This window comes from Roseofilum acuticapitatum BLCC-M154 (genome assembly GCF_030068475.1).
Taxonomy (GTDB): Bacteria; Cyanobacteriota; Cyanobacteriia; order Cyanobacteriales; family Desertifilaceae; genus Roseofilum; species Roseofilum acuticapitatum.
Window position 1 is genome coordinate 1 of sequence record NZ_JAQOSP010000146.1, and the last position, 24,849, is coordinate 24,849.

Sequence of the window (24,849 nt, forward strand, 5' to 3'; positions counted from 1 at the left end):
CATGAAAATTTGTTAAGAAGCGGGCAAGATGCCCGCACTCCTCGAATTCTTTGATATGACTGGAGTGGGAGCATCTTGCTCCCTGGATTTTTAATTAGGGTATTTCCGCTTCGCGGACATGAATAAGCGAACTTGATATGACAACTGTTTAACCGGACATGATATGAAGAGCGATCGCATTTTATCCCCTTCTTTTTCCTCCTCTCTTCTAACACCCCACACCACTCTGGTACGCAGAGAAATCTCAGAATATGATTGACAACAAGGAGAGAAACCCGACGATTTCCCCTAAAACCCAACTGATGAGGAACGCGACATGAAGGCTTCAGAATTATTAGCACGCTATCGTGCCGGAGAACGGAAATTTTGCCGAGTCAATTTAGCCAACGCAGACTTGCGCCAAGCCAACCTCTGTGAAATCGACCTCACCCAAGCGAATTTAGTCAAAGTGAATTTGACCGGAGCAACTCTAGGAGGAGCGACGTTTAATCAAGCGTTTATGAATCAAGTGACGCTGACGGGAGCCAATTTAATCGGGGCACATTTGGAAGAAACCTGTTTGCATGAAGCTTTCTTGAGCGATACTAATCTCCAGGGAGCGAATTTACAAGGGGCGAATCTGAGTGACAGCAATCTCAATGAGTCGATCTTAAACCATGCTAATTTACGGGGCGCTTGTTTGAGTCGAGCTAAACTGATTAATGCTTCGATGCACCATGCAATCCTCGAATATGCCAATTTAAGCTATGCGATCCTCAATGGGGCGATGCTCCAGCAAGCTAAGTTAGGCCATAGCATCTTAGCTCAATGCATGTTAGAGCAAGCGGATCTGGAACAGGCGGATCTGAGTGGGGCTATTCTGATGGGAGCGTCTTTGCGTCGGGCAATTTTGCGAGAGGCGAGTTTGCGATCGAGTAATTTAATGGGGGTTTCCTTTCGTTCGGCGGATCTGCACCGAGCCACCCTCTATCGCGCTCAACTGTCTTGGACTAACTTCACTCAAGCCGATTTGAGTGAAGCAGTGTTAATGGATACAGATTTTAGTTTATCCAATCTATCGGAGGCGAATTTAGAGGGGGCATCGGTAACGGGCGCTCAGTTTCCCAATGGATTTGATATCAATCTACTTAGGCAATATCGAGAACTTGGGTGAGAAAAGCCCATTTATCGGCAATTTCTTGGATTTGTTTGCTGGTGGGTTTTCCCGCGCCATGCCCTGCTTTGGTTTCGATGCGGATTAAGACTGGGGATGAACCTTGATGGGCAGCTTGTAAGGTAGCAGCAAATTTGAAACTGTGGGAAGGAACTACGCGATCGTCGCGATCGCTAGTTGTAATTAGGGTAGCAGGATAAGTGGTTCCGGGTTTCAAGTTGTGCAAGGGAGAATAGCGATAGAGGATTTCAAAGTCTTCGGGATTATCGGCACAGCCATATTCATCGCACCATGCCCAACCAATGGTAAATTTATGGAAGCGCAACATATCCATGACTCCGACAGCAGGAAGAGCAGCACCAAATAAGTCGGGGCGTTGCGTCAGACAAGCGCCGACTAATAACCCGCCATTACTGCCACCGGCGATCGCCAATTTTGCTGAACAAGTATACTTTTGTTCAATTAACCATTCCGCGCCCGCGATAAAATCATCAAAAACATTTTGCTTATTATGTTTCATTCCCCCTTGATGCCAATCCTCACCATATTCTCCCCCACCCCGTAAATTGGGAACCGCGTAAATCCCCCCCAGTTCCATCCACACCAAATGACTGACGGAAAAACCAGGAGTCAAGGAAATACTAAACCCCCCATAGCCATAGAGCAAGGTAGGATTCGATCCATCCAACTTAATCCCTTTCTTATGGGTAATAAACAGAGGAATGTTTGTCCCATCCTTACTGGAATAAAAAACTTGCTTGCTTTCATACTCATTCGGATCAAAGTTCACCTCTGGTTTTTGGTATAAGGTGCTTTCTCCGGTGAGAAAGTCATAGCGATAAATGGTGGTGGGGGTGGTATAGCTGGTAAAGCTATAGAAGGTTTCAGTATCATCGGGTTTACCATTAAACCCACCCACAGAACCTAAACCCGGCAAAATTAAGGCCTTAAGATGCTCTCCCTCTAAACTATAGAGACTCACTTGAGAATGAGCATCTTTCATGGATTGAACCACAAATTGATGATTGAGCAGACTCACTTGGCTAATCACATCATTGGATTCGGGAATAATTTCTTGCCAATGCTCTTTTTCTGGATGCTTGAGATCGATGGCAATGACGCGCCACTTGGGAGCGTTCAAATTGGTTTTAAACCAGAGGGTTGAACCTTGATTGCCAATGAATTGATAGCTGGCTTCAAATTCAGGTATTAATTCGATAATGGGGCTGTTTTCTTGACTTAAGTCTTGATAGAAAACTAGATTTTTGAGTTCCGTAGAACGCCAAACCCCTATGAGTAAGTATTTTCCATCTTCAGTAATTTGGGGAGAAAACCCCCATTCTTTTTGATCGGGACGCTCATAGATGAGTCGATCTTCGGACTGGCGATCGCCGAGGCGATGATAATAGAGTTTTTCGTAGTAGTTTTGTTCTTGATATTCTTTCCCTTCTTGGGGTTCGGCGTAGCGGTTATAATAGAATCCTTGATTGTCTTTTGACCAAGTAACGCTAGAAAATTTTATCCATTTTAAGCGATCGCCGAGATCTTGTTGGGTTTCAATTTGTCTGACTTTCCATTCTTGCCAATCGGAACCCGATTGCGATAAGCCATAGGCGAGATATTCCCCATTCTCAGAAAGGGCAATTCTGGAGAGGGCAATGGTTCCGTCTTCCGATAATCTGTTGGGATCGAGCAAGATTTGCGGTTCTGGATCTGACGCTTTGAGAAAGTAGAGAACGGATTGATTTTGTAGGCCGGAGTTCTTAAAATAAAAGAGGCGATCGCCTTGTTTGGACGGAATGCCATATTTCTCATAATTCCAGAGTTCTTCAAGACGCGCTCTCAGAGGTTCTCTGGTGGAAATTTGCTCTAAAAATTCAAAGGTGACTTGGTTTTGAGCTTCAACCCATGCTTGAGTGTCTGCTGATTCTAAGTCTTCTAGCCATCGATAGGGATCGGATACGGGTGTACTATGGTAATCATCAATCTGCTCTACTTGGCGGCTTTGGGGATATACAAACTCTGGCATCCAACAATACTCCATTATAAGTGGCAAGAGCATTTATACTCAACAATACGACTTACGGACAGTTAATCCTAATTGTATAGCAAATTTTACTTTAGACGAACCATTGTATCTATTAATGAATATATACCAATTATGGCACATAAAGAGATAAAGATAAACATAAATTCAAAAAAATATAAAAAAATCTTCCAAATCTGAGAAAATTTGATAAAATTTAACATAACAACTGTCTATACCATTCATTAACTAACAGCCAAGCCCATGTCTCAAGACTTTTTCCTCTCCCCTGATGATGCCAAAACCTATGGCGATATTAATTTCATGCGTAGAAAGCAGCGAGTCAGACACACCTATCCCAAAGGTAAGCGTGCTGCTGAAGTGATTGAAGCGTCTTCTATGGAGATGCAAATCCGCACTGAAGGTCAAATGATGCGCTCCACGCCTGTGGTTCCTGAGCCTCAAGTGAGCAGTCAACCCTCAGAACCGACTCCTCCTGTACGTCGTCCTGCCAATAGCAACACCGGAGGTTTAGACTTCCTGAAAATGGCTAAGGGCATGAAGAAGAAGTAAGCGGATAGGCTTCATCCCTCTTCTATCTGTCTAAACCCTGTTTTTCTAAGAGTGCTTCACTTGTCTATTGGGTGAAGCACTTTTTTGATGCCAGAGCTGAACGAGAAAAGTATCAAGTTTTGTTAAGCTAAGAGAAATCCTACCTGAATTGAAGAAAATAATGGATCTATCGACTATTCAAGACAAAGTGACCCTCCTGGAGAGCAAACGGGAAGCTCTGGTACAGTTACTAGAGCAGCCTAATTTAGGCAGTCTGCGGCTCGATGTGAATCAAGCTTTAGAAGAAATGGATGACCTGATTGAGGAATTTAAGCAAACCTTTCCTCCTTCATCGAGCGATCGCCCCTAATCTAAGTCAAGACCACCCTTGGTTACAATAGATCAAGATGATTCACGACCTTTAGCTTCTTTAAGATACAGACCTTATGACTTCTAGCGTTCTGGTAGAAAAGATAAAACTCGATCGCCCCCCACTCGATATCCATACCCTGGGAGATCGCGTCCTGCGGAGCAATGCCAAACGGATCTCAAAAGTGGATGAGAGCATCCGCCAATTGGCTAAAGAAATGTTGCAAACCATGTATAGTGCCGATGGCATTGGTTTGGCAGCACCGCAAGTGGCGATCGCCAAACAACTGGTGGTGATTGACTGCGATCCGGAAGAGGCGGCCAATATTCCCTTAATCTTAATCAATCCCACTATCAAATCCTACGGTCGTGAAATCTGTACCTATCAAGAAGGATGCCTGAGTGTGCCCGGTGTCTACATGGATGTGCAGCGACCGGATGCGATCGAAGTGAGCTACAAAGATGAGTATGGCCGACCGAAAACCTTAAAAGCTGACGGTCTCCTATCCCGTGCTATTCAGCATGAACTCGATCATCTCCAGGGAGTGATGTTTGTAGACCGCGTAGAAAACGGGATCGCCCTGAATGAAGAACTGAAAAAATTTGGCTTTTCTAGCCAAGATGTTAAACCTTACTCCTAGGCACAATTCATGGCTTTAACTCCCAAAAGTGGCTTACTCTTAGCTCTGTGCTGTATTGCGGCGATCGCCGCCACGGGCTGTATCTTTGAACTCTCCTCTGGCACACCTGACCTAGGAGTGACCCCCACCAGCATTATTCTGGCCATCAGTATCCCCGTCACCGGCTGGTCTTTTTTTGCCGCCGTCCAAGATGCCAACAACAACAATTAATCATGATTAATGGTTAATTATGAGCGGCACTGAGCCTCAAGGATTCTTAAAACCCATAAGGGGATTGGGCAAAACTCAGTCTAGTCCCCCCTATCCCCTATGGGGAACAGAAGAAATCATCATCGGGCGCGATCCCAGTTGCCAAATTGCCCTGGATGCTCATCAACAAACCATTGTTTCCCGCAAACATGCGGTGATTCGATATTCTCTAAAGCACAACTATTGGGAAATTGGTGACCTCGGTAGTGCGAACGGAACCTATATTAATCAAACTCTGTTAAGGGGATGCCAGGTCTTAAAGCATGGCGATCGCATTATGCTGGGTATGAAAGGGCCAGAATTTGAAGTCGAACTGCGCTCTGCACCAGTTGTCGCGGCTCCTACCTTCGTCTCTCCCTCTAGTAATTCTGCCCCTGTCGCTACCCAGTCTGTTACCCTCACCCAACTGTTTCCCATCTTCTCCACCGGACAAGAATTAACCCGTAAAGCTTATCTGATCCCTGCTAGTTTAACTGCCCTGGTTGCCGTGTTGCTCTTTTTCCTCAGAGTCCCGGAACTGTTTAATCTGGTTTTAGGAGGATATTTAGCGGCGATCGCCTACACTTATATCTATCAACTCTGCGGCAAGCATAAACCCTGGTGGCTATTGCTCGGATCGGCGCTCTGGACACTCCTACTCGCCATTCCCCTGGTACAACTGCTCGCGCCCCTCTTCTATCAAGGGCTGGCAGGATGGGCAACCGGAGACCAATTTTTACCCACCTTAGCCCGTCAAACCCTAGGCACAGGACTCTTAGAAGAACTGATCAAAGCCCTACCCATCTTCCTGGTTCTGTTGTGGGGTAAAGTGCGCTTTGTTTCATCTCGCCAAACCTGGGGCGTTCGAGAACCCCTTGATGGCATTTTAATCGGTACAGCTTCTGCTGTCGGGTTCACCTTAATTGAAACCCTCGGCTTGTATGTGCCCTCCCAAATTCAAAGTATTGCCGCCATTTCTGGGGGCGATATGGGACAACTGGCAGGATTACAATTATTAATTCCTCGCATTCTCGGATCGGTTTCAGGACATTTAGCCTATAGCGGCTATTTAGGCTATTTTATCGGTCTGAGCGTTCTTAAGCCTAAACAACGATGGCAAATTCTGGCCGTGGGCTATGGGAGTGCTGCCGTATTACACGGACTCTGGAATACGACGGGAACTTTTGTTGCTTCCCAAGTGTCCCTATTCGCTGGATTGATCTGTTTAGCCACCATTGGTGTATTGTCCTATGCCTTCTTAGCTGCGGCGATTTTGAAAGCTCGTGCCCTATCTCCAACGCGATCGCAAAATTTTGCGACTCGGATTAAATAGGCAGTTCACTGAACTCATCTCGATCGCGACAGGCGATCGCATATCGAGCCACCGCTAGAGTTAACCTTGCCTTTTCCAGTTCTGAAGCCGATTCCCAATCTAGGGTACTCGCTCTTTGTACCACCCGATCTAAAGCCGTTTTCTCTTCTCCTCCCCGCATCGCATAGGCAAAGGGACGAGCTAAGACCAAAAGATCATCTATATCCCACTGGGATAAGCTCTCTTGCACACAGTGAATTAACTGATCGGCGATCGAGGATGAAGAAGCTGTTAATTGCTCTGCCTTAGATGCAATGATCGCTAAAATCTCTTGGGGAACCATCTGACTAAACTTGGCTTCTAGTCGAGATTTTAAACCCTTGGCGGTTACAGGGTTAGCAGACTCCCATAACTGATCTAGATTTTGATAAAATTGAATACATCCTTCATCCAAATAATCAACTAGATCTGGGGTGTGAGTTCCCATAGAATTCTCTATTTCCGAGAAATAACACTCTGCCTCTAAATTTAAGGGATTCCACGGATACAGCCGCTCGTGATTCAAGAATAGAATTTCGATCAGCTCTATATCTATGTGATAACCCGGATAGGGAAGACCTGAATTCATCTGTGATTGATCCGTCATAACACTTAAGCAATTCGACAGTTGCATCTCAATGGCACAAGTAACTACAACTTAGCCATTTACCGTTCCGTAATCTTTGCGTGAAATTGCTTCTATAGACTTACCATAACGGATCGCTATCGAGATTCACTGTGATCTGATCAGCTCCTGCGGGAACTCCACTAATACAAGCACAAAGGGTAGAGCGTCCTACAATTTCCACTTCACAAGCATGACAAGACCCCATTAAACACCCCGTGGGGATCGTCACCCCAGCTCGTCGAGCCACTTCTAGCAAGGGTTCTCCGACTTGAGCTTCTACCGTCACGTCATCGGGCAAAAATTGGACGGCGATCGCCTTACCCATAATTTTCTCCTGAACTGCAAACCTGATGCATTACGACAGAAGCGGCCGAATATTTAAATGTTCCGCTACCCGATCGCTGAGAATATCTAAAATCAATTCTCGCTGTTCCCGATAATTGGGAACCCCTGTAGGTAATGCTAACAAACCTCGCTGTTTACGCAAGCGATTTAACCACATCCGTCGCCAAGGGCCATTATCAAAAATGCCATGTAAATAGGTTCCCCAAACCCCTTGGTTATCGCTGACAATCCCCAATTGAGGATCATCAAATAAACAATGGTAATCTCCCCCAGAAATTAAACTGGTGCGTCCTTGATGAATTTCAAACCCAGTAATGGGTAAACTCTCTTGGGGATAACAGGAAGTAACCGATCGCTGACGGGCCACTTTTTTTCCTAAAATCACCGTTTGAATAGGTAATAAATCTAAACCCGGATAGCGTCCCTCTTCCCCTTCTAAACCTTCCGGATCGGCAATCATTTTACCTAACATTTGGAAGCCACCACAAATACCCAAGACAGTTCCCCCCCCGACCACATAATCCTTTAACTCTTGAGCCATGCCACTTTTTCGCAAGGTCATCAAATCGGAGATCGTGGTTTTCGAGCCGGGAATAATCACGGCATCGGGATATCCCAAATGTTCATGGGGACTGAGATACTGAAGCTTGACACTCGGTTCGGAATCTAGGGGATCGAAATCGGTAAAATTGGCAATATGGGGTAAGCGCAGGACGGCGATTGTTAGATCGGTTGACCCCTTGGATTTACCCCCATCTCGCTCTAGCAAACTGAGGGAATCTTCCGCCGGAAAGGCCATATCGAGCCAAGGAATCACTCCTAAAACTGGAATCCCTGTATACTCTTCTAACCATTCAATGCCCGATTGCAACAGGGAGCGCTGACCGCGAAACTTATTAATGACAATTCCCTTAATTAAATTGCGCTCTTCAGGGTCGAGTAACTCTAAGGTTCCCACTACATGGGCAAATGCACCGCCGCGATCGATATCTACGACTAAAATTGTAGAGGCGTTTAAATGTTTAGCCACTCGCATGTTGGTTAAATCTCGATGTTTGAGATTAATTTCGGCGGGCGATCCTGCCCCTTCACAGACGACTAAATCAAACTCATAGGACAACTGCTCTAGGGATTGGGTAATGGCTTCCCATCCCCGATTGAAGTAGTCTTTATAGTAGTTTTCGGCGCTTACTTGGCCAACTGCTTCTCCGAGCAAAATGACTTGGGAGGTCATGTTGCCTTGGGGCTTGAGTAAGATGGGATTCATGGATACTTGGGGGGGGACTCCAGCGGCCCAAGCTTGTACGGCTTGGGCATAGCCGATTTCTCCTCCTGTGGGGGTAACATAGGCATTTAAGGCCATGTTTTGCCCCTTAAAGGGGGTTAAATGCCAACCTTGCCGCGCTAAAATCCGACACAAAGCTGTACATAATAGGGATTTTCCTGCGTGGGAGGTTGTTCCCACTACCATAATCGCTTTCATAGTGGCTCTCAATTCAATCATTCCAGGCGAGTGAGGGCTATAGTTCTTTTCTGGGGTTATCGCAAAAACCAGGGAATTAGTTGATGAATGCGGTTGTAAAGGCGATCGCCGATGGAGGGAGCAGGAAGGGTTCCGGTTTGCTTTTGCCCATATTCAATCAGTTGACGGCCCAAGGGGGTGAGACGAAAGCGATCTGTAATGCCTTGTCCATCGACTTCACGACGTAAAATACCGACCTGAATTAACCAGAGTAGGGCATCTTCAGTAGCGATTTCCGTGAGGGGAGCGCGGGTATAATTGGCTCTAAATCCGACTTCTGTGGCGATCGCCGCTAAGGGAATACTACGGATTTTCAAGTCAGTAAATAATTTGAGCTGAAAGGGAGAACAGCGTAAGGCGCGATCGGCACGCCTCCAAGTGGGGCTATCCTGCTCAGGAAGGGGGGACGAGTGAACCAAAGACATAGGCACAAGTGGGGACAAAGAAAAGAGTTGAGTAGGGCGTAACTGGTAAAAACTCATGCTCGCTTCTTCTAATCTAGCATGGTGCTTGAGGAGATTAGGCGGCGATCGCCAGCAACCTCATCTAACTGCGATCGCACTATTGTAAAATTAACCAAGAAGTTCTTTAAGTTAACGAGAAAATAATCTCTATGTCTTTATCTGTCGGCACAACGGCCCCAGCATTTACCGCCAAAGATACCCATGGTAACTCGGTTTCCCTCTCTGATTTTGCTGGCAAAACCGTCGTTCTCTACTTCTATCCCAAGGATGATACTCCCGGATGTACCAAAGAAGCCAACAGCTTTAAGGACGCTTATGGGGAATATCAAGGCAAAGAAATTGCCGTCTTAGGGGTGAGCATGGATGATGAAGCCTCTCACCAGAAGTTTACTGAAAAATATGGGTTAAATTTTCCCCTCTTGGCCGATACGGATGGCGCATTGACTAAAGCTTATGATGTCGAAGGCGGCGGTTATTCCAAGCGTGTAACCTATGTGATTGATGGTTCAGGAAAAATCATCAAAGTCTACGAAGGGGCTAATCTGAATACGGCTACCCATGCCCAAGATATTTTAGCTGAACTGGGACTTTAATCGACTTCTTGCAGAAGATAAATCCAGTAGTCTCGTGACCGCACTAAAATAGGGCATTAGTGTAGGGTGGGTTAGGCGGCTAAAACCTAGACGGTGACAGCAATCTATCAATCCGCCGTAACCCACCATTTTAGGGTTATCACGGCAGTAGGGTCGTGACCGCACTAAAATAGACCATTAGTGTAGGGTGGGTTAGGCGGCTAAAACCTAGACGGTGAAAGCAATCTATCAATCCGCCGTAACCCACCATTTTAGAGTCGTCACGGCAGTAGTCTCGTGACCGCACTAAAATAGACCATTAGGGTAGGGTGGGTTAGGCGGCTAAAACCTAGACGGTGAAAGTAATCTATCAATCCGCCGTAACCCACCATTTTAGGGTCGTCACGGCAGTAGGGGTGCGTTACGCTGTCGCTAACGCACCCTACTATTTCTCAATAACCATAAAAATTGATTCATCTCGCTCAAGTATGCAATTTATAGATCAGGTTGAAGTACAAGTAAAAGCCGGAGATGGTGGCGATGGACTCGTGGCTTTCCGTCGGGAAAAATATGTGCCGGCCGGTGGCCCTTCCGGTGGCAATGGAGGTAAAGGGGGATCGGTGATCGTCCAAGCAACAGAGCGATTACAAACCTTATTGGATTTTCGCTACAAACATTTATTTCGAGCTGACAATGGTAAGCGCGGTGGCCCCAATAATCGCACCGGAGCCAATGGTACAGATCTGATTTTAGAAGTGCCTTGTGGAACCGTGATTACGAATGTAGAAACGGGAGAATGGGTTGGGGATTTAGTAGAAAATGAACAAATTTTAGTGATTGCTCAAGGGGGAAAAGGGGGATTAGGAAACCAACATTTTTTGAGTAATCGCAATCGCGCCCCGGATTATGCGCTTCCCGGTTTAGAAGGTGAGGAAGGACGGTTTCGTTTTGAGTTAAAACTGTTAGCAGATGTGGGGATTATTGGCTTACCCAATGCGGGTAAATCGACCTTTATTTCTGTGGTTTCAGCCGCTCAACCGAAAATTGCGGATTATCCCTTTACAACTTTAGTGCCTAATTTGGGAGTGGTGCGGAAACCGACGGGAGATGGAACAGTGTTTGCTGATATTCCAGGGTTAATTGAAGGAGCTGCCGAAGGGATTGGATTGGGTCATGATTTCCTCAGACATATTGAACGGACGCGGGTTTTATTGCATCTGATTGATAGTACAGAACCGGATATTTTTGCCGTCTATAATACGATTCAACAAGAGTTGGTGGCCTATGGTAGGGGATTGGTAGACCGCCCCCAAGTGATTGGCTTAAATAAGATGGATGCGGTGGATCGCAGTCAAGATTGGCAGGCGATCGCCGCTTCTCTAGAAGAATACACGGGTTTTCCGGTATTCCTTTTATCGGCTGCAACCCAAACCGGCATTCAAGAGATCTTACAAACCATTTGGCAAATTCTAGAGCAGCAACCCCATCCCCTGGTCGAAGTTTAGAGGCTTCTCTTTTCGGGCTAAGAACCGAAATAAGTCGCTAATTCTTCTGAACCGCCAATATGTTCACCATCAATGAAGACTTGGGGAACACTGGTTTTACCGGTTATGGCTTTTAGCGAACGGGTGGTTACTGCATCGGCTAGGGTGATTTCTTCGTATTCTAAGCCTTTGTCTTTGAGCAGGGTTTTGGCTTTGGCGCAGAAGGGACAGCCGACTTTAGTGAATAAAGAAATCATTTTCGGCTTGATGGCGCTGGGATTAAGGTATTTGAGCATGGTTTCTGCGTCGGAAACCTCGAAGGGATCGCCGGGTTTTTCCGGTTCGATGAACATTTTTTCGATGGTTTTATTTTTGACGAGCATGGAGTAACGCCAAGAGCGTTGACCAAATCCTAGGTCTTGTTTATCTACTAACATGCCCATACCGGCACTGAAGTCTCCGTTACCATCGGGAATGAACGTGATTTTGTCGGCTTTTTGATCTTTCGCCCATGCTTCCATTACGAAGGTGTCGTTCACCGATATGCAGATAATGTCATCGACTCCGTTGGCTTTGAAAACATCCGCTAGTTCGTTATATCCGGGAACATGGGTGGAGGAGCAGGTGGGGGTGAATGCTCCGGGAAGGGAGAAGACAATCACGGTTTTTCCGGCAAAGAGTTCATCGGTGCTGATGTCTTTCCATTCGTTGTTGACACGAGCGCGGAAGTTGACGTTGGGTACGGTTTGGCCTTCTTTGTTCTGCAACATAAGGGGTTAATCTCCTGATAGGGGTCTAAAACGAACTCATTATGAATTTGTCTTAGCTTAATCATACTCATAATGACTTCGAGTTGTCAAGGGAGAGAAAAATTTTGGATCGCCAGTACCGCCATTCTTGTTAGATAATGGGAAAGTTGTGTTAATAATGAACTCTACTGAACGCTAGGAACCACCATGCGAACCCACTATTGCGGAGAATTACAAGGAAAAAACATTGGCGAGACGGTAACCCTGTGCGGTTGGGTCGATCGCCGTCGCGATCATGGTGGTGTAATTTTTCTAGATTTGCGCGATCGCACCGGAATTGTACAAATTGTTAGCGATCCAGACCGGACACCCGATTCCTATGGACTCGCTGAAAAGCTGCGAAATGAGTATGTGGTACAAATTGAGGGACGAGTCACCCAGAGGCCAGAAGATTCACTCAACCCCAAAATTGCCACCGGAGAAATCGAGATTTATGCCGATAAAATTGAGCTACTCAACGGCATTAACCGGCAAATGCCCTTTCAGGTATCGAGCTACGAAGAAGAGTCAGTACGGGAAGATTTGCGGCTGAAATATCGCTATTTAGACTTAAGACGCGATCGCATGAGCCATAACCTAAAGCTCCGCCATCAAGTCGTAAAAGCTATCCGTCGTTACTTAGAAGACGAACAGCACTTCATGGAAGTCGAAACCCCAATCTTGACCCGCTCTACCCCAGAAGGAGCAAGGGATTACCTGGTTCCTAGTCGGGTGAATCAGGGAGAATGGTACGCCCTGCCCCAATCACCACAACTGTTCAAACAATTACTTATGATCTCTGGGTTTGACCGGTATTATCAGATTGCGCGTTGCTTCCGGGATGAAGACCTACGAGCCGATCGCCAGCCCGAATTTACCCAACTAGACATGGAAATGAGTTTCATGTCGGAAGAAGACATCATTAACCTCAATGAAGGGTTGGTTTGTCATATCTTCAAAACCATTAAAAACATCGACATTCCCAGACCCTTCCCCCGCATCACTTACAAAGAATCCATGGATCGTTATGGATGCGATCGCCCCGATACCCGCTTTGGACTGGAATTAGTCGATGTGTCCGATGTGGTCAAAGATTGCGGATTTAAAGTCTTTTCTGGCGCGGTGTCTGCCGGTGGCTCGGTGAAAATTTTACCCATACCTAACGGCAACGATCGCATTTCTAATGTAGCGATTAAACCCGGTGGAGAACTCTTCAAAGAAGCCACAGAAGCCGGAGCCAAAGGTCTTGCCTATATCCGCGTCCGAGAAAATGGAGAAATCGACACCATTGGCGCGATCAAAGATAACCTCAGTGCCGAACAAAAACAGGAAATTTTAAAACGCACCGGAGCAGAAGCCGGGCATTTACTCCTGTTTGGAGCTGGGGATACGGCGACAGTAAACAAAACCCTAGACCGGTTGCGACAAGCGATCGGTAAACAAATGGGACTAATAGACGAGAACCAAATTAACCTAATTTGGGTGACCGAATTTCCCATGTTTGAATGGAATGCCGATGAAAAGCGCCTGGAAGCCATGCATCACCCCTTCACTTCGCCCAACCCAGAAGACTTAGACGACATCAAAACTGCTCGCGCCAGAGCTTACGATCTGGTCTATAACGGCAATGAAATTGGTGGGGGAAGCCTGCGGATCTACCAGAGAGAGATTCAAGAAAAAGTGTTTGAGGCGATCGGGTTATCCCCTGAAGAAGCCCATAACAAATTTGGCTTTCTCCTGGAAGCCTTTGAATATGGCACGCCTCCCCATGGCGGAATTGCCTATGGGTTAGACCGGTTTATTATGCTCTTAGCCGGTGAAGACTCCATTCGCGATGTGATTGCCTTCCCCAAAACCCAGCAAGCGCGGTGTTTGCTCACCGACGCTCCTGCAACCGTGGATACTCGCCAGTTGAAAGATCTTGCTGTGGCTTCTACCCACAAACCCAAGGCAAAAAACGGGTAATTTAGGATATAAAACTATGGTTCAATCCGAGAATGGGCAGGTGGGGTCTTTAGTGGCGATCGCCACCACCCCCCGATCGGCATATCGTCTGTTTGCCATCACCGAGTCCCTAGGCGCAGTGCTGGTGGTTTCTCCCGCTTGCGCTCAAGCCTTATCCGCCGATAGTAGACTCATTTATGAAGTCTATCCGGAAACATTGTCGGCAACCTTACCCCAGTTGTGGGCTAACCATCAAGGGCTGATCTTTGGGTTAGCGGTGGGTGCGGTGGTGCGTCTGATTGCCCCCCTATTGAATCATAAAAGCACCGATCCGGCGGTAGTAGTGGTGGATGAAACCGGAAATCATGTGATTAGTGTCTGTGGGGGACATCAGGGAGGAGCCGATCGCCTGACGCGGTTAGTGGCGACTCAATTGGGCGCAAAAGCCATTATTACCGGCGCTTGTGATAGCCTCAACTTACCTGCCATTGATACCTTGGGTTTGCCCTTCGGATGGAGACGAGGAAGCGGAGACTGGACAGGAGTGAGCGCGGCGATCGCTAAACAAAATTCTGTACAAGTGATTCAAGATGCCGGATCGACCCTGTGGCAACAGCATCTACCTAACGATCATCCCTTTGAGTTTGAATTAGACTCTAGCAGCGCCGGGGCCAGAGTTTGGATCAGCGCCACCCAACGCCAGTTTACCTCTAAGGGAACCTTTCCCAAGGTGCAATGGCATCCGAGAGTATTGTGGGTGGGAATGGGATGCGAGCGGGGAACCGATGCGCGGGTGATTTCCGGAGCGCTGGAGCAGGTTTTAGGCGCTGCCCATTTAGCAGAAGGGGCGATCGCCGGGATTGCCACCCTCGACCGCAAAGCCGATGAGCCGGGTTTATTGGCTCTGTGTGAAGCGAAAAACTGGCCCCTGATCTCCTATCCAGCCGAGGAGTTAAAGGGGGTTCCTGTGCCCAATCCCTCGGCGCTGGTCGCCGAAACCGTAGGCACACCCAGCGTCGCCGAAGCCGCCGCCCTGACAGCGGCCGGGGTCTCTGAACTGGTGGTGAGCAAACAAATCTATCGCGTTCGGGACTTAGCCGGAGCGGTTACCGTGGCGATCGCCCAATCTCCCCAAGAATACATCCCTAGAGGCGGTCAACTCTGGTTAGTCGGCATGGGCCCCGGAGAGCTGCAACAAATGACCCCAGCGGCCCAAACCGCCGTCATTCAGGCCGATGCTATTTTAGGATACGGGTTATATTTAGACCTCATTTCCCCCCTGCGCCGTCCCGGTCAAATCATTGAACACTTCCCCATCACCCAAGAGCGCCAACGGGCAGAACGAGCCATAGAATTAGCTCAATGGGGATTAACGGTAGCCATGGTCTCCTCTGGAGATTGTGGCATTTATGGCATGGCCGGATTAGTTCTAGAAGAGTTGCAAAACCAGGGTTGGGATGGCATGAGTCCGAGCGTGCAAGTCTTCCCCGGCATTACGGCCCTCCAAGCGGCGGCTGCACGGGTGGGAGCGCCCTTAATGCATGACTTTTGCGCCATTAGTTTAAGCGACCTATTAACCCCTTGGCCAGTGATTGAAAAGCGCTTGGTAGCTGCGGCCCAGGGAGATTTTGTCACTGCTATCTATAACCCCAAATCTCAGAAGCGTACTGAGGGAATTCGGCGATCGCAAGAAATCTTCCTCCAATATCGTCATCCCCAAACCCCCGTCGCCCTAGTTCGCTGTGCCTATCGCCAAAACGAGCAAATTACCCTCACCACCTTAAACGAATTTGCCCAACTTGACATTGATATGTTAACTACCGTCCTCATCGGCAATCCTACCACCCGAACCCAAGGGCCATGGATGATTACCCCTAGAGGTTATTTTCCCTAATCGATCAACATTTCCCATTCGGTACTTATGAAAATCGTTATTCTAGATGCAGCTACCCTCGGTGACGTAAACCTGAGCGGATTAGAAAAATTTGGAACAGTCGAAACCTTTGCCACCACTCAACCCGAAGAAGTCCCGAACCGAATTCAAGGCGCTGAAATCATCATCACCAATAAAGTTGTCATTAATCGCCCCATTCTAGAAACCACCAACACCCTAAAACTGATTTGTGTTGCTGCAACTGGATACAATATTATCGACCTTCAATGTGCAGCCGAACGGGGAATTACTGTTACCAATGCCGTAGGTTACTCCACCAATAGTGTGGTTGCTCATACCTTTTCCATGCTCTTTTATCTCTCCCACCATTCCCGTTATTTCGACGATTATACCCGCAGCCGCCAATGGTGTAAAAGTCCCACATTTAACCATCTAGGAGAATCCTTTTCTGAACTCGCGGGCAAACAGTGGGGCATTATTGGCATGGGAACCATTGGCCGCAAAGTCGCCGATATCGCCCAAGCTTTTGGCTGTCAGGTTTCCTATTTTTCCACCAGTGGTCAAAATAGAGAACAACCCTTTGAATGCGTTAGTTTAGAGCAACTGTTGCAACAGTCCCAGATTATTTCCATTCATGCCCCCTTAAACGAAAAAACAGCCAATCTTATCGATAAACCTCAACTGCAACAAATGTCTTCCGAAGCCATTTTGCTCAATGTCAGTCGCGGAGGAATTGTCAATGAAACCGCTTTAGCCTCAGCCTTGGATGATGGCGAAATTTCTGCCGCAGGTTTAGATGTATTGGCAAAAGAGCCTCCAGACGCAACCCATCCCCTATTTCATATCCAAAACCAAAACAGACTATTCATCACTCCCCATATCGCCTGGATTTCTAGAGAATCAAGAGCGCGGTTAATCACGGAAGTAGAGAAAAATATAGCGGCATTTCTTAAGGGTGAGAGCCGAAATCGGGTGATTTAGCTGCAATGGATATAATATTACCCCATAACCTATTACTTGACCCCCCCCTTTGGGGGAGTGCTATTGTGAGTTTAGGTGCAATTTAGGTGCAGGTTGAAGGACATTAATAGCTGTCCGGGGGTGAGAGTCCTGCTCTGATAAGGATTAAACGGTACGGAGAGAGTGGGATTTGAACCCACGGGACGCTGTTAACGCCCACTCGATTTCAAGTCGAGCGCATTCGACCACTCTGCCATCTCTCCAGTCACAGTTGATTAGTATAGCCTATTTTGACCACAGATGGGCCGCATGAATAGAGGATCTCTTCGGTCTCTATTTTGAACTGCTCATTGACCCAAATTAAGCTGGCTTGGGTGATGATGTGGTTCTCTAGGGTGACCAGGGAGAAGTTGCGTGATTTTCCGGTATCGGTGGTGATAATGCGGGGAACTCTGGCAGCGTTGAGATAGAGTGTACCTTGATTATCCTGGGCGATCGCCTCTCTCAATTGTGCCTGAGTATGCCGCAGACGGTGATGCATATGGCCGAAGGTGACCAAGGGAATCTGTTTTCCCTGCTGTCGAGTCGCCGAGATCGCCGCCCGAAAATCCGGTTCGCCAAAGTCTCCTCCCAAAGGATTCCAGTCTTTGCCACAAATGTCTTCCGGTTGATTTCCTAGACCTTGGGGGCCGCAATGGCCGATAAAAATCACGGTCTCATAAGCGGTTTTCTGGGCAGCCGCAATGATTTTATTCGCAGATTCCGTAAAACTATTTACGCCATAACGCTCTTGATAAAAGCCCCCATTTTGCCAGATCGGGCCTCCCCAACTAAAGGGACGAGCGCCGACCACACTGAGCTGAAATTGGGGAAAATCGAGGGAATTAAAGCCTACATGGGTCTCTCCGAGGAGCTGAAGTTGGTGGTTTACTCGGTCTTCTAATTGGCGATCGTAGGGGCATTTTTTGCGACCCCAAGGGGATGCTGTGTACCAACAGTCATGGTTTCCCAAAACGATCACCTTGGGTAAGTCTAACGCGGCGATCGCCTCCACCACCGGAATCGACTCATTCCCAAAATCACCCACAAATAAAACTAAATCGACTCCTAAAGCATGTAGGGCTTGTGCATCGGCATTTTCCCATTGATCGTGTACATCTCCAACCACGGCGATCTTCAGGGAAAGTTGCTTGGCCTCATTCATGGGGTTCTCTCATCAGTTCCATTAAGCATAGTATGGAATTTTAGCACTAAGCAATGGACTTCTTTGCCGGGTGAGGTGACTTGGAGTTGGTCATTAGTGTTCAATCCTGCTGTTGAGTATCAAAATTATCCGATTTTGGCGGGAGCGGATCATGATGGAACGATTAAGATTTGGGATCTTCAAACCGAATGCTTGATGAAGACTCTAAATGGACATGAAAACAAGGTGGAGGCGATCGCATTTAGCCCTGATGGTCAATTCCTGGTCAGTGGTAGCGATGATTGCACGGTGAAGGTGTGGCAGGTTTCTACGGGAGAATGTATTAGGACTCTGGAGGAACATACCGAAGGGGTTTGGTCGATCGCATGGAGTCCGAATGGTCAAATCTTAGCCAGTGGTTGCATTCCTGGCGATCGAGGGGCGGTTATCAAGCTCTGGGATGTGCAAAAATGGCAATGCCTGAATACACTAGAGGGACATGAACATACGGTGCGATCGGTGGCTTTTACTCCGGATAGTCAAACCCTAATTAGTGGTAGCGCTGATTGTACTCTTCGCTTGTGGAATGTTTGGACAGGACAATGCTCTAATATCCTCACCATTCCTCGCCCTTATGAAGGCATGAATATTACGAGGATTGGGGGATTAACGGAAATCCAGAAACAGGCTTTAATGGCGTTGGGAGCGAGGGAAGATTAAAATTTTTTGAAAGGATGCGCTATACTGTCCCAAACTGTTGACCAATAGTGGAATTAAGCTGATGTCAGAACAAAGCTGTCCCGTTTGTGGTGTGAAGATTCAAAAGATGGTGGGCAAAGATCGGGTTTTGTTTTCCTATGGGCCGCCAGCTACCCGCGAACAACTCTGGCAAAAGGTTTGTCAGCATGTACAAAAACCCAGTTGCATTAATCAAGACCAGGGGAAGATCAATTAAAAATTAAAAATTAAAAATTAAAAATGGGTATTGCTTTTTTGGGATAAAGGTACGCCAGTTCCGCCCCGTTGGACTAAGATTAATTCGGCTGCAATACTGAGGGCAATTTCTGCGGGTGTTAAGGCTCCGATATCGAGTCCAATGGGTGCATAAATAGAATTGATTTTTTCTAAGGGAATGGAGTGATCTGCAAGGGATTTTCGGACTTTATTCACCCGTTTTATCGAGCCAATCATGCCAATATAGCGATAGGGAATAGGGTTTTCTAGCAGACTTTTGAGGACTTCGAGATCGTAATCATATCCACGGGTGACCATGGCGATATAAAGGGGATGATGATAGGGCCATTGTTCTAGAACTTGAGAGATGGGATCGATAAAAATAGATAGAGCTGAGGGGAAACGCTCAGAATTGGCCCATTGGGAGCGATCGTCTTGAATGATTATTTGAAAGCCTAAAAATGTGGCAATTTGTGCCAGTTTTTCACCCACATGACCTGCACCGATAATGAGTAGCATGGGGGATGGTTCAATTAAGTCTATAAATCCTAGTTCTGGGGAAATTTGGGCATCATTTGCGGTGAGAATATGGGGGGATAAACCGGGAGAAAAGGGGATCAATAGACGGACAGAGTAACCCTGATTGAGATCATCTAGAATAGCTTGGATGAGGGCGATCGCCGCTTCACCCGACCATTTTGCCACCCACACCTGCATTTGACCCCCACAAACCCCCTCAGTCACGCGCTGAACCGCACCGGAAAGGTCGATCGCCACTTTCTGCGGATCTCCCGATGCGAGAACCTGCTCCATGATGCTTAAAACCTTAGCTTCTCCCGCTCCCCCCCCAATGGTTTCCAAGAGCGTCCCATCTGCACAGAGCGCCATTTTCGCCCCCACTTCCCTGGGAACTGAGCCAATTATTTTGATGACTGTGGCGATCGCCACATCTCCCCTTGGCAATAGATTCCGTAACTGTTGATAAAATTGCAGTGACATCGCTTTCGATCGTTAGCAGTCATCTCAGGATTATATCGCCATTATCATGATTGAAGCTCTGCAAATTAACACTCAACGGCTCCAAGATAGCCTAGAAGAACTGGCAAAAATTGGCCAAAACGGCGATCGCACCATTTGTCGTCTCGCCTTTTCCGACGAAGATCTACAAGCACGCACCCTCGTCCGTCAGTGGATGGAAGAAGCCGGAATGAAAGTGCGAGTCGATAGTGCCGGAAACCTAAGAGGAACCTATCCCGGAAAACAGCCCCATCTTCCCGTCTTAGCAACCGGTTCCCATCTCGATACTGTCCCCTCTGGAGGCAAATTTGATGGAGCCTTTGGAGTCGTTGCCGCAATTGAAATTGTTCGGATTTTAAACGACCATCAACACCATCTCAATCATCCCCTAGAAGTCATCGTATTCACCGATGAAGAAACCACCATGATTGGGTGCAAAGCCATTTCAGGAACCGCATCTCTTAACCCAAAAGACTATCAAACCAAGGTCAACCTTTCCATCATTGAAGCCTTAGAAAAAATAGGAGGAAATTGGCACAACTTAACCCAAGCCAAACAAACTCGCCAACACATCGCCGCCTTCATAGAATTGCATGTCGAACAAGGAGCAGTCCTAGAAAAACTAGGCAAAAAAATTGGCATTGTTCAAGGCATTGTTGGACAACAACGCTATACCCTCACCGTCAAAGGTCAGGCAAACCATGCCGGAACCACCCCCATGAACATGCGTCAAGATGCCCTCACTGCCGCCGCTCGCATTGTCCTAGCTGTTGAACACTTAGCCCAATCTGCTCCCGGCGATCCCGTTGCCACCGTGGGCGCATTTCAAGTATTCCCCAATGCCCCTAATATTATTCCCGGATTAGTTAAGATGACTGTCGATATTCGCGATTTAGATCGGCAAACCATTGACCATTTAGTAGAGCAATTAAAAACACAACTAGAGCAAATTTCCAGCACTACAGAAACTCAAATTACCCTTGAACCCTTATTAAACACTCAACCCACCTTAGCCTCCCCCAAAATTCAACAGCACATCACCACCGTTTGCCAAGAATTAGGATTAACCCATCTCTCCCTACCGAGTCGCGCCAGTCACGATGCTCAAGAATTGGGACGCTGTACCGATATGGGGATGATTTTCGTCCCTTCTCAAGGGGGAATTAGCCATTCTGGAGAGGAGTATACCCCCACTCAAGATTGTGTACAAGGGACAATGGTTTTATTGCATACGCTGCTAAAATTGGATCGAGAGTATATCGCCAACCTAAATCCGTTATAACTGATTGCTCCTCATTCCTCTAACAGCGCGTTGGCCACAGTTTTAAGCTTGCCAAGCCACTACTGGCTCTTAGCCCCCTCTCCCGTGGGAGAGGGGGTTGGGGGTGAGGGCTATTCATGTATATAGAGAAAGACGCTAACATAAACCCATTCCTAGAAAATTTACATCAAAATTATGTATCATCTCAAAGCGATTATTATTGGCGCTGGCATAGGTGGATTAACCACCGGAATTGCTCTCAAACAAGCCGGATATGAGATTGAAATTTATGATAAGGTGCGAGAATTTCGGCCAGCCGGTGCAGGCATTTCGTTATGGTCAAATGGGATTAAAGTCCTCAATCAGTTAGGATTAGGGGAAGAAATTGCTCAAATGGGTGGCAGGATGAATCAGATGGAGTATCGTAGCCATCAGGACAAGCTATTAAATTCGATTGATTTACATCCCTTAATTAACGAAGTTGGACAACGCCCCTATCCTGTTGCGCGTACAGATTTACAAGCGTTATTGTTGCAAGCGGTTGGCGAAGAAAATGTCACGCTTAATTGTAAATGTGTGAAGGTTTCGGAGGAGAAAGATGGGATAACTGCCACATTTGAAGATGGCAGAACTACCCGTGGAGATCTGTTAATTTCTGCTGATGGCATTCACTCGATTATTCGCCCGGTGGTGACAGGAGAAAGCAGCGAACCTCGATACGCAGGATATGTGAATTGGAATGGTTTAGTGGAGGCGAATCGACAAGAGATCGATCCGGAATGTTGGGTGATTTATGTGGGAGAAGGTAAACGAGCTTCGATGATGCCTATAGGAAAAGATCGCTTCTATTTTTTCTTTGGCTGTCCTATGGAGAAAGGGACAGAAGTTGCTCCAGAAAATCGACAACAGGAGTTAGCGGAGATTTTCCAGGAGTGGCCCAGTCCTGTACAAAGATTAATTGAAACCCTGAATCCTTTAGAAACGAATCGATTGGAAATTCATGATTTAAATCCCTTAAATACTTTAGTGAAAGGACGGATCGCTTTACTCGGAGATGCGGGTCATGCCACTACACCAACTTTAGGTCAAGGCGGTTGTCAAGCGATGGAAGATGCGGCAGTTTTATGCCGCTATTTAGTGACCACAAATGTGAGTGTAGAAGATGCTCTGCAACGATATGAACTTGCCCGTAAACCTCGGACATCGGAATTAGTGTTAAAGGCAAGAAAGCGCACGGATACTATTTATGGAAAAGATATGTCCGTTACTCAAGAATGGTATAAATCTTTAAGTCAGGAATCAGAAAGTGATGTGATTAATGCTTTAGCTAAGGTGATTTTAGCGGGGCCTTTTAATTAATTATTGCAGATGGGGAAATGGGGAGATGGAGGAACAAATACAGCACCTTGCGCGGTAATGAGGTGCAGTAGTAAAAGATCCCCCCTAACCCCCCTTAATAAGGGGGGAATAAGAAAGTCCCCCTTTTTTAAGGGGGGAATAAGAAAGTCCCCCTTTTTTAAGGGGGGAATAAGAAAGTCCCCCTTTTTTAAGGGGGGAATAAGAAAGTCCCCTTTTTTAAGGGGGATTTAGGGGGATCAAAGTCTACCGCATAACAGCGAAAACTGCTGTAATGGATAAGATAAAAGCAGCTTGTCCAGAAGAACAAGCTGCCCATTCATAAAGCTAGGTGAAATGGATAGGAAAACCTTCCATGGGTAATTACATCATACCCATGCCGCCCATGCCACCCATGCCGCCCATGCCGCCCATGCCGCCCATGCCGCCCATATCGGGAGCAGCAGATTTGGGTTCGGGTTTTTCAACGACTAGGGCTTCGGTGGTGAGAACCATTCCGGCAATGGAGCCAGCATTTTGTACGGAAGAACGAACGACTTTGGCGGGGTCAATAATACCGGCGGAAATCATGTCTACATATTCGCCAGTGGCGGCATTGTAGCCCACATTAAATTCGGTTGTCCGTACATGGGAGACGACGACTGAACCTTCAACGCCAGCGTTATCGGCGATTTGACGTAGGGGAGCAGCTAAGGCGCGAGCGACAATCTCTGCACCAATTTGCTCTTCAGCGTTTAATTGGGCTTTGAGTTCTTCGACTTTTTTGGATAGGTGAATTAAGGTGGTTCCGCCTCCGGGAACGATGCCTTCATCAACGGCGGCTTTGGTGGCGTTGAGTGCGTCTTCGATGCGGAGTTTGCGGTCTTTGAGTTCGGTTTCGGTGGCTGCACCTACTTTAATGACGGCTACTCCACCAGCGAGTTTGGCGATGCGCTCTTGAAGTTTTTCTTTGTCGTAGTCAGAGTCGGTTTCTTCGAGTTGACGACGAATTTGGCCGATCCGTTTTTCGACATCTGCTTGGGTGTTGTTTTCGGCAACAATTACGGTGCTGTCTTTGTCGATGCTGATTTTGCGGGCGGTTCCCAGCATGTCTAGGGTGGCGGTGTCAAGGCTTAGACCGACTTCTTCGGAGATGACTTGACCGCCGGTTAGTACGGCGATGTCTTGGAGCATTTGTTTGCGGCGATCGCCAAATCCGGGCGCTTTAACCGCAGCAGCATTGAGTACCCCTCTGGCTTTATTCACCACTAGAGTCGCCAGAGCTTCTCCTTCAATGTCTTCAGCCATGATCAACAGGGGTTGACCCGCTCTGGCCACTTTTTCTAAGACGGGAACTAAATCTTGAATGGAGCTGATTTTTTTGTCGGTGAGCAGAAGCTTGGCGTTGTCGTATTCCACCGTCATTTGGTCGCTGTTGGTGATGAAATAGGGCGACAGATAACCGCGATCGATTTCCATCCCTTCAACCACTTCTAGCTCGGTGAGTAAGGATTTAGATTCTTCAACGGTGATGACCCCATCTTTGGTCACTGCTTCCATGGCTTTGGCAATCATTTGCCCCACTTCTTCGTCATTACCCGCAGAAACGGTGGCGACTTGGGCGATCGCATCTCCTTCTACGGGTTTGGCGATCGCTTGAATTTCTTTGACTAAATGGGCGATGGTTTTTTCAATTCCCCGACGTAGCGCTACGGGGTTTGCGCCAGCGGCCACATTTTTGAGTCCTTCTTTGACCATGGCTTGAGCTAAAACGGTGGCGGTGGTGGTTCCATCTCCAGCCGTGTCTTTGGTTTTGGAAGCCACTTCCCGGATCAGTTGCGCTCCAGTATTTTCTAGAGGATCTTCAAGTTCAATTTCTTTAGCGACGGTAATCCCATCATTAATAATTTGGGGCGCACCATATTGCTTTTCTAAAAGCACATTCCGACCTTTGGGGCCGAGGGTAATACGGACGGCATCCGCAAGGGCGTTTACACCTTTTTCTAAGGCTTTGCGCGATTCTTCCTTAAATGAGACGATTTTAGCCATACACCTTTAGGGTTAGGTTTACCTGATATCATTCAGTGATATTAGCACTCTAGTGAAGAGAGTGCTAACCTCTTCCACATATATCAGGTTTGGGTGAAGTTTCGAGGTAGGGATATCCACACATGGGTG

The 24,849-nt window shown here is 47.2% G+C and carries 24 protein-coding genes and 1 tRNA gene; 15 read left to right on the forward strand and 10 right to left on the reverse strand.

The annotated features are described in order from the left end of the window. The first annotated feature begins 316 nt into the window (after positions 1-316). Complete coding sequence (locus PMG71_RS22140) at positions 317-1,153, forward strand: pentapeptide repeat-containing protein (RefSeq protein WP_283755908.1); 837 nt, start codon at positions 317-319, stop codon at positions 1,151-1,153. Here PMG71_RS22140 and PMG71_RS22145 read toward each other — a convergent pair. Then, positions 1,128-3,182, reverse strand: a complete 2,055-nt coding sequence (locus PMG71_RS22145; RefSeq protein ID WP_283755909.1) for a prolyl oligopeptidase family serine peptidase — start codon at positions 3,180-3,182, stop codon at positions 1,128-1,130. The genes PMG71_RS22140 and PMG71_RS22145 overlap by 26 nt on opposite strands. Positions 3,183-3,443: 261 nt before the next feature. Here PMG71_RS22145 and PMG71_RS22150 point away from each other — a divergent pair, with 261 nt between their 5' ends. The 5 genes from PMG71_RS22150 to PMG71_RS22170 all read left to right on the forward strand — a co-directional run bounded on the left by PMG71_RS22150 (position 3,444) and on the right by PMG71_RS22170 (position 6,302). Continuing rightward, positions 3,444-3,752 (forward strand): hypothetical protein, encoded by a 309-nt coding sequence (locus PMG71_RS22150; protein WP_283755910.1) that lies wholly within the window; start codon positions 3,444-3,446, stop codon positions 3,750-3,752. A gap of 160 nt (positions 3,753-3,912) precedes the next feature. Next, positions 3,913-4,101 (forward strand): hypothetical protein, encoded by a 189-nt coding sequence (locus tag PMG71_RS22155; protein ID WP_283755911.1) that lies wholly within the window; start codon positions 3,913-3,915, stop codon positions 4,099-4,101. A gap of 76 nt (positions 4,102-4,177) precedes the next feature. Further along, positions 4,178-4,741, forward strand: a complete 564-nt coding sequence (gene def, locus PMG71_RS22160; protein WP_283755912.1) for a peptide deformylase — start codon at positions 4,178-4,180, stop codon at positions 4,739-4,741. 9 nt (positions 4,742-4,750) lie between these two features. Continuing rightward, entirely contained in the window at positions 4,751-4,951 is a 201-nt protein-coding gene (locus PMG71_RS22165) for a hypothetical protein (RefSeq protein ID WP_283755913.1), read from the forward strand. A 19-nt stretch (positions 4,952-4,970) separates the two neighbouring features. Then, positions 4,971-6,302, forward strand: a complete 1,332-nt coding sequence (locus PMG71_RS22170; protein WP_283755914.1) for a PrsW family glutamic-type intramembrane protease — start codon at positions 4,971-4,973, stop codon at positions 6,300-6,302. On the opposite strand, the gene PMG71_RS22175 is transcribed toward PMG71_RS22170, so the two are convergent. The 4 genes from PMG71_RS22175 to PMG71_RS22190 form a co-directional block, all read right to left on the reverse strand. Beyond that, on the reverse strand, positions 6,295-6,927 hold the full coding sequence (locus PMG71_RS22175) for a hypothetical protein (protein WP_283755915.1): 633 nt from the start codon (positions 6,925-6,927) through the stop codon (positions 6,295-6,297). The two genes, PMG71_RS22170 and PMG71_RS22175, sit on opposite strands and share 8 nt — an antisense overlap. A gap of 100 nt (positions 6,928-7,027) precedes the next feature. Then, positions 7,028-7,273: a 2Fe-2S iron-sulfur cluster-binding protein gene (locus tag PMG71_RS22180; RefSeq protein ID WP_283755916.1), complete on the reverse strand. Its 246-nt coding sequence runs from the start codon at positions 7,271-7,273 to the stop codon at positions 7,028-7,030. A gap of 30 nt (positions 7,274-7,303) precedes the next feature. Further along, entirely contained in the window at positions 7,304-8,776 is a 1,473-nt protein-coding gene (cobQ, locus tag PMG71_RS22185; RefSeq protein WP_283755917.1) for a cobyric acid synthase CobQ, read from the reverse strand. Positions 8,777-8,832: 56 nt separating this feature from the next. Further along, positions 8,833-9,240: an Npun_F0494 family protein gene (locus PMG71_RS22190; RefSeq protein ID WP_283755918.1), complete on the reverse strand. Its 408-nt coding sequence runs from the start codon at positions 9,238-9,240 to the stop codon at positions 8,833-8,835. A 188-nt stretch (positions 9,241-9,428) separates the two neighbouring features. Between PMG71_RS22190 and PMG71_RS22195 the strand changes: the two genes are divergently transcribed. Then, the gene (locus PMG71_RS22195) at positions 9,429-9,872 is read left to right on the forward strand and encodes a peroxiredoxin (protein WP_283755919.1); all 444 of its coding nucleotides are present in this window, start codon (positions 9,429-9,431) and stop codon (positions 9,870-9,872) included. Positions 9,873-10,339: 467 nt separating this feature from the next. Beyond that, positions 10,340-11,356 carry a GTPase ObgE gene (gene obgE / locus PMG71_RS22200; protein ID WP_283755920.1) on the forward strand — a complete coding sequence of 339 codons (1,017 nt, stop codon included), beginning with the start codon at positions 10,340-10,342 and terminating at the stop codon, positions 11,354-11,356. A gap of 17 nt (positions 11,357-11,373) precedes the next feature. On the opposite strand, the gene PMG71_RS22205 is transcribed toward obgE, so the two are convergent. Further along, positions 11,374-12,105, reverse strand: a complete 732-nt coding sequence (locus PMG71_RS22205) for a glutathione peroxidase (protein ID WP_283755921.1) — start codon at positions 12,103-12,105, stop codon at positions 11,374-11,376. 186 nt (positions 12,106-12,291) lie between these two features. Here PMG71_RS22205 and aspS point away from each other — a divergent pair, with 186 nt between their 5' ends. Genes aspS through PMG71_RS22220 form a run of 3 tightly spaced genes read left to right on the forward strand, consistent with a single transcriptional unit; the run spans position 12,292 to position 16,942 of the window. Next, positions 12,292-14,088, forward strand: coding sequence for an aspartate--tRNA ligase (gene aspS / locus PMG71_RS22210; protein ID WP_283755922.1), 1,797 nt, complete (start codon positions 12,292-12,294; stop codon positions 14,086-14,088). 16 nt (positions 14,089-14,104) lie between these two features. Continuing rightward, on the forward strand, positions 14,105-15,961 hold the full coding sequence (gene cobJ / locus PMG71_RS22215) for a precorrin-3B C(17)-methyltransferase (protein WP_283755923.1): 1,857 nt from the start codon (positions 14,105-14,107) through the stop codon (positions 15,959-15,961). 27 nt (positions 15,962-15,988) lie between these two features. Next, positions 15,989-16,942, forward strand: coding sequence for a D-2-hydroxyacid dehydrogenase (locus PMG71_RS22220; RefSeq protein WP_283755924.1), 954 nt, complete (start codon positions 15,989-15,991; stop codon positions 16,940-16,942). 154 nt (positions 16,943-17,096) lie between these two features. On the opposite strand, the gene PMG71_RS22225 is transcribed toward PMG71_RS22220, so the two are convergent. Further along, a tRNA-Ser gene (locus PMG71_RS22225) sits at positions 17,097-17,184 on the reverse strand. A 2-nt stretch (positions 17,185-17,186) separates the two neighbouring features. After that, positions 17,187-18,125 (reverse strand): TIGR04168 family protein, encoded by a 939-nt coding sequence (locus tag PMG71_RS22230; RefSeq protein ID WP_283755925.1) that lies wholly within the window; start codon positions 18,123-18,125, stop codon positions 17,187-17,189. Between the two features lie 96 nt (positions 18,126-18,221). Between PMG71_RS22230 and PMG71_RS22235 the strand changes: the two genes are divergently transcribed. Both PMG71_RS22235 and nblD read left to right on the forward strand, forming a co-directional pair. Continuing rightward, positions 18,222-18,824: a WD40 repeat domain-containing protein gene (locus tag PMG71_RS22235; RefSeq protein WP_283755926.1), complete on the forward strand. Its 603-nt coding sequence runs from the start codon at positions 18,222-18,224 to the stop codon at positions 18,822-18,824. Positions 18,825-18,885: 61 nt separating this feature from the next. Continuing rightward, positions 18,886-19,059, forward strand: a complete 174-nt coding sequence (gene nblD, locus PMG71_RS22240) for an NblD family protein (protein WP_283755927.1) — start codon at positions 18,886-18,888, stop codon at positions 19,057-19,059. A gap of 17 nt (positions 19,060-19,076) precedes the next feature. Here the strand turns inward: nblD and PMG71_RS22245 are convergent, their stop codons facing one another. Further along, entirely contained in the window at positions 19,077-20,057 is a 981-nt protein-coding gene (locus PMG71_RS22245) for an XdhC family protein (RefSeq protein ID WP_283755928.1), read from the reverse strand. Positions 20,058-20,103: 46 nt separating this feature from the next. On the opposite strand from PMG71_RS22245, the gene PMG71_RS22250 reads away from it, so the two are divergent. Next, positions 20,104-21,357, forward strand: coding sequence for a Zn-dependent hydrolase (locus PMG71_RS22250; RefSeq protein ID WP_283755929.1), 1,254 nt, complete (start codon positions 20,104-20,106; stop codon positions 21,355-21,357). A 174-nt stretch (positions 21,358-21,531) separates the two neighbouring features. Continuing rightward, entirely contained in the window at positions 21,532-22,695 is a 1,164-nt protein-coding gene (gene hpxO, locus PMG71_RS22255; RefSeq protein WP_283755930.1) for an FAD-dependent urate hydroxylase HpxO, read from the forward strand. A 360-nt stretch (positions 22,696-23,055) separates the two neighbouring features. On the opposite strand, the gene groL is transcribed toward hpxO, so the two are convergent. After that, positions 23,056-24,720, reverse strand: coding sequence for a chaperonin GroEL (groL, locus tag PMG71_RS22260; protein ID WP_283755931.1), 1,665 nt, complete (start codon positions 24,718-24,720; stop codon positions 23,056-23,058). Positions 24,721-24,849: the final 129 nt, after the last annotated feature.

Bases quoted from the DNA above. Each gene is read 5' to 3' on its own strand.
- PMG71_RS22250 (WP_283755929.1), top strand. From the start codon at position 20,104: ATGATTGAAGCTCTGCAAATTAACACTCAACGGCTCCAAGATAGCCTA.
- def (WP_283755912.1), top strand. From the start codon at position 4,178: ATGACTTCTAGCGTTCTGGTAGAAAAGATAAAACTCGATCGCCCCCCA.
- PMG71_RS22145 (WP_283755909.1), bottom strand. From the start codon at position 3,182: ATGCCAGAGTTTGTATATCCCCAAAGCCGCCAAGTAGAGCAGATTGAT.
- PMG71_RS22175 (WP_283755915.1), bottom strand. From the start codon at position 6,927: ATGACGGATCAATCACAGATGAATTCAGGTCTTCCCTATCCGGGTTAT.
- PMG71_RS22155 (WP_283755911.1), top strand. From the start codon at position 3,913: ATGGATCTATCGACTATTCAAGACAAAGTGACCCTCCTGGAGAGCAAA.
- PMG71_RS22190 (WP_283755918.1), bottom strand. From the start codon at position 9,240: ATGTCTTTGGTTCACTCGTCCCCCCTTCCTGAGCAGGATAGCCCCACT.
- hpxO (WP_283755930.1), top strand. From the start codon at position 21,532: ATGTATCATCTCAAAGCGATTATTATTGGCGCTGGCATAGGTGGATTA.
- PMG71_RS22165 (WP_283755913.1), top strand. From the start codon at position 4,751: ATGGCTTTAACTCCCAAAAGTGGCTTACTCTTAGCTCTGTGCTGTATT.
- PMG71_RS22245 (WP_283755928.1), bottom strand. From the start codon at position 20,057: ATGTCACTGCAATTTTATCAACAGTTACGGAATCTATTGCCAAGGGGA.
- aspS (WP_283755922.1), top strand. From the start codon at position 12,292: ATGCGAACCCACTATTGCGGAGAATTACAAGGAAAAAACATTGGCGAG.
- PMG71_RS22180 (WP_283755916.1), bottom strand. From the start codon at position 7,273: ATGGGTAAGGCGATCGCCGTCCAATTTTTGCCCGATGACGTGACGGTA.
- PMG71_RS22170 (WP_283755914.1), top strand. From the start codon at position 4,971: ATGAGCGGCACTGAGCCTCAAGGATTCTTAAAACCCATAAGGGGATTG.
- PMG71_RS22230 (WP_283755925.1), bottom strand. From the start codon at position 18,125: ATGAATGAGGCCAAGCAACTTTCCCTGAAGATCGCCGTGGTTGGAGAT.
- cobQ (WP_283755917.1), bottom strand. From the start codon at position 8,776: ATGAAAGCGATTATGGTAGTGGGAACAACCTCCCACGCAGGAAAATCC.
- PMG71_RS22220 (WP_283755924.1), top strand. From the start codon at position 15,989: ATGAAAATCGTTATTCTAGATGCAGCTACCCTCGGTGACGTAAACCTG.
- PMG71_RS22140 (WP_283755908.1), top strand. From the start codon at position 317: ATGAAGGCTTCAGAATTATTAGCACGCTATCGTGCCGGAGAACGGAAA.
- cobJ (WP_283755923.1), top strand. From the start codon at position 14,105: ATGGTTCAATCCGAGAATGGGCAGGTGGGGTCTTTAGTGGCGATCGCC.
- PMG71_RS22150 (WP_283755910.1), top strand. From the start codon at position 3,444: ATGTCTCAAGACTTTTTCCTCTCCCCTGATGATGCCAAAACCTATGGC.
- PMG71_RS22195 (WP_283755919.1), top strand. From the start codon at position 9,429: ATGTCTTTATCTGTCGGCACAACGGCCCCAGCATTTACCGCCAAAGAT.
- nblD (WP_283755927.1), top strand. From the start codon at position 18,886: ATGTCAGAACAAAGCTGTCCCGTTTGTGGTGTGAAGATTCAAAAGATG.
- groL (WP_283755931.1), bottom strand. From the start codon at position 24,720: ATGGCTAAAATCGTCTCATTTAAGGAAGAATCGCGCAAAGCCTTAGAA.
- obgE (WP_283755920.1), top strand. From the start codon at position 10,340: ATGCAATTTATAGATCAGGTTGAAGTACAAGTAAAAGCCGGAGATGGT.
- PMG71_RS22205 (WP_283755921.1), bottom strand. From the start codon at position 12,105: ATGTTGCAGAACAAAGAAGGCCAAACCGTACCCAACGTCAACTTCCGC.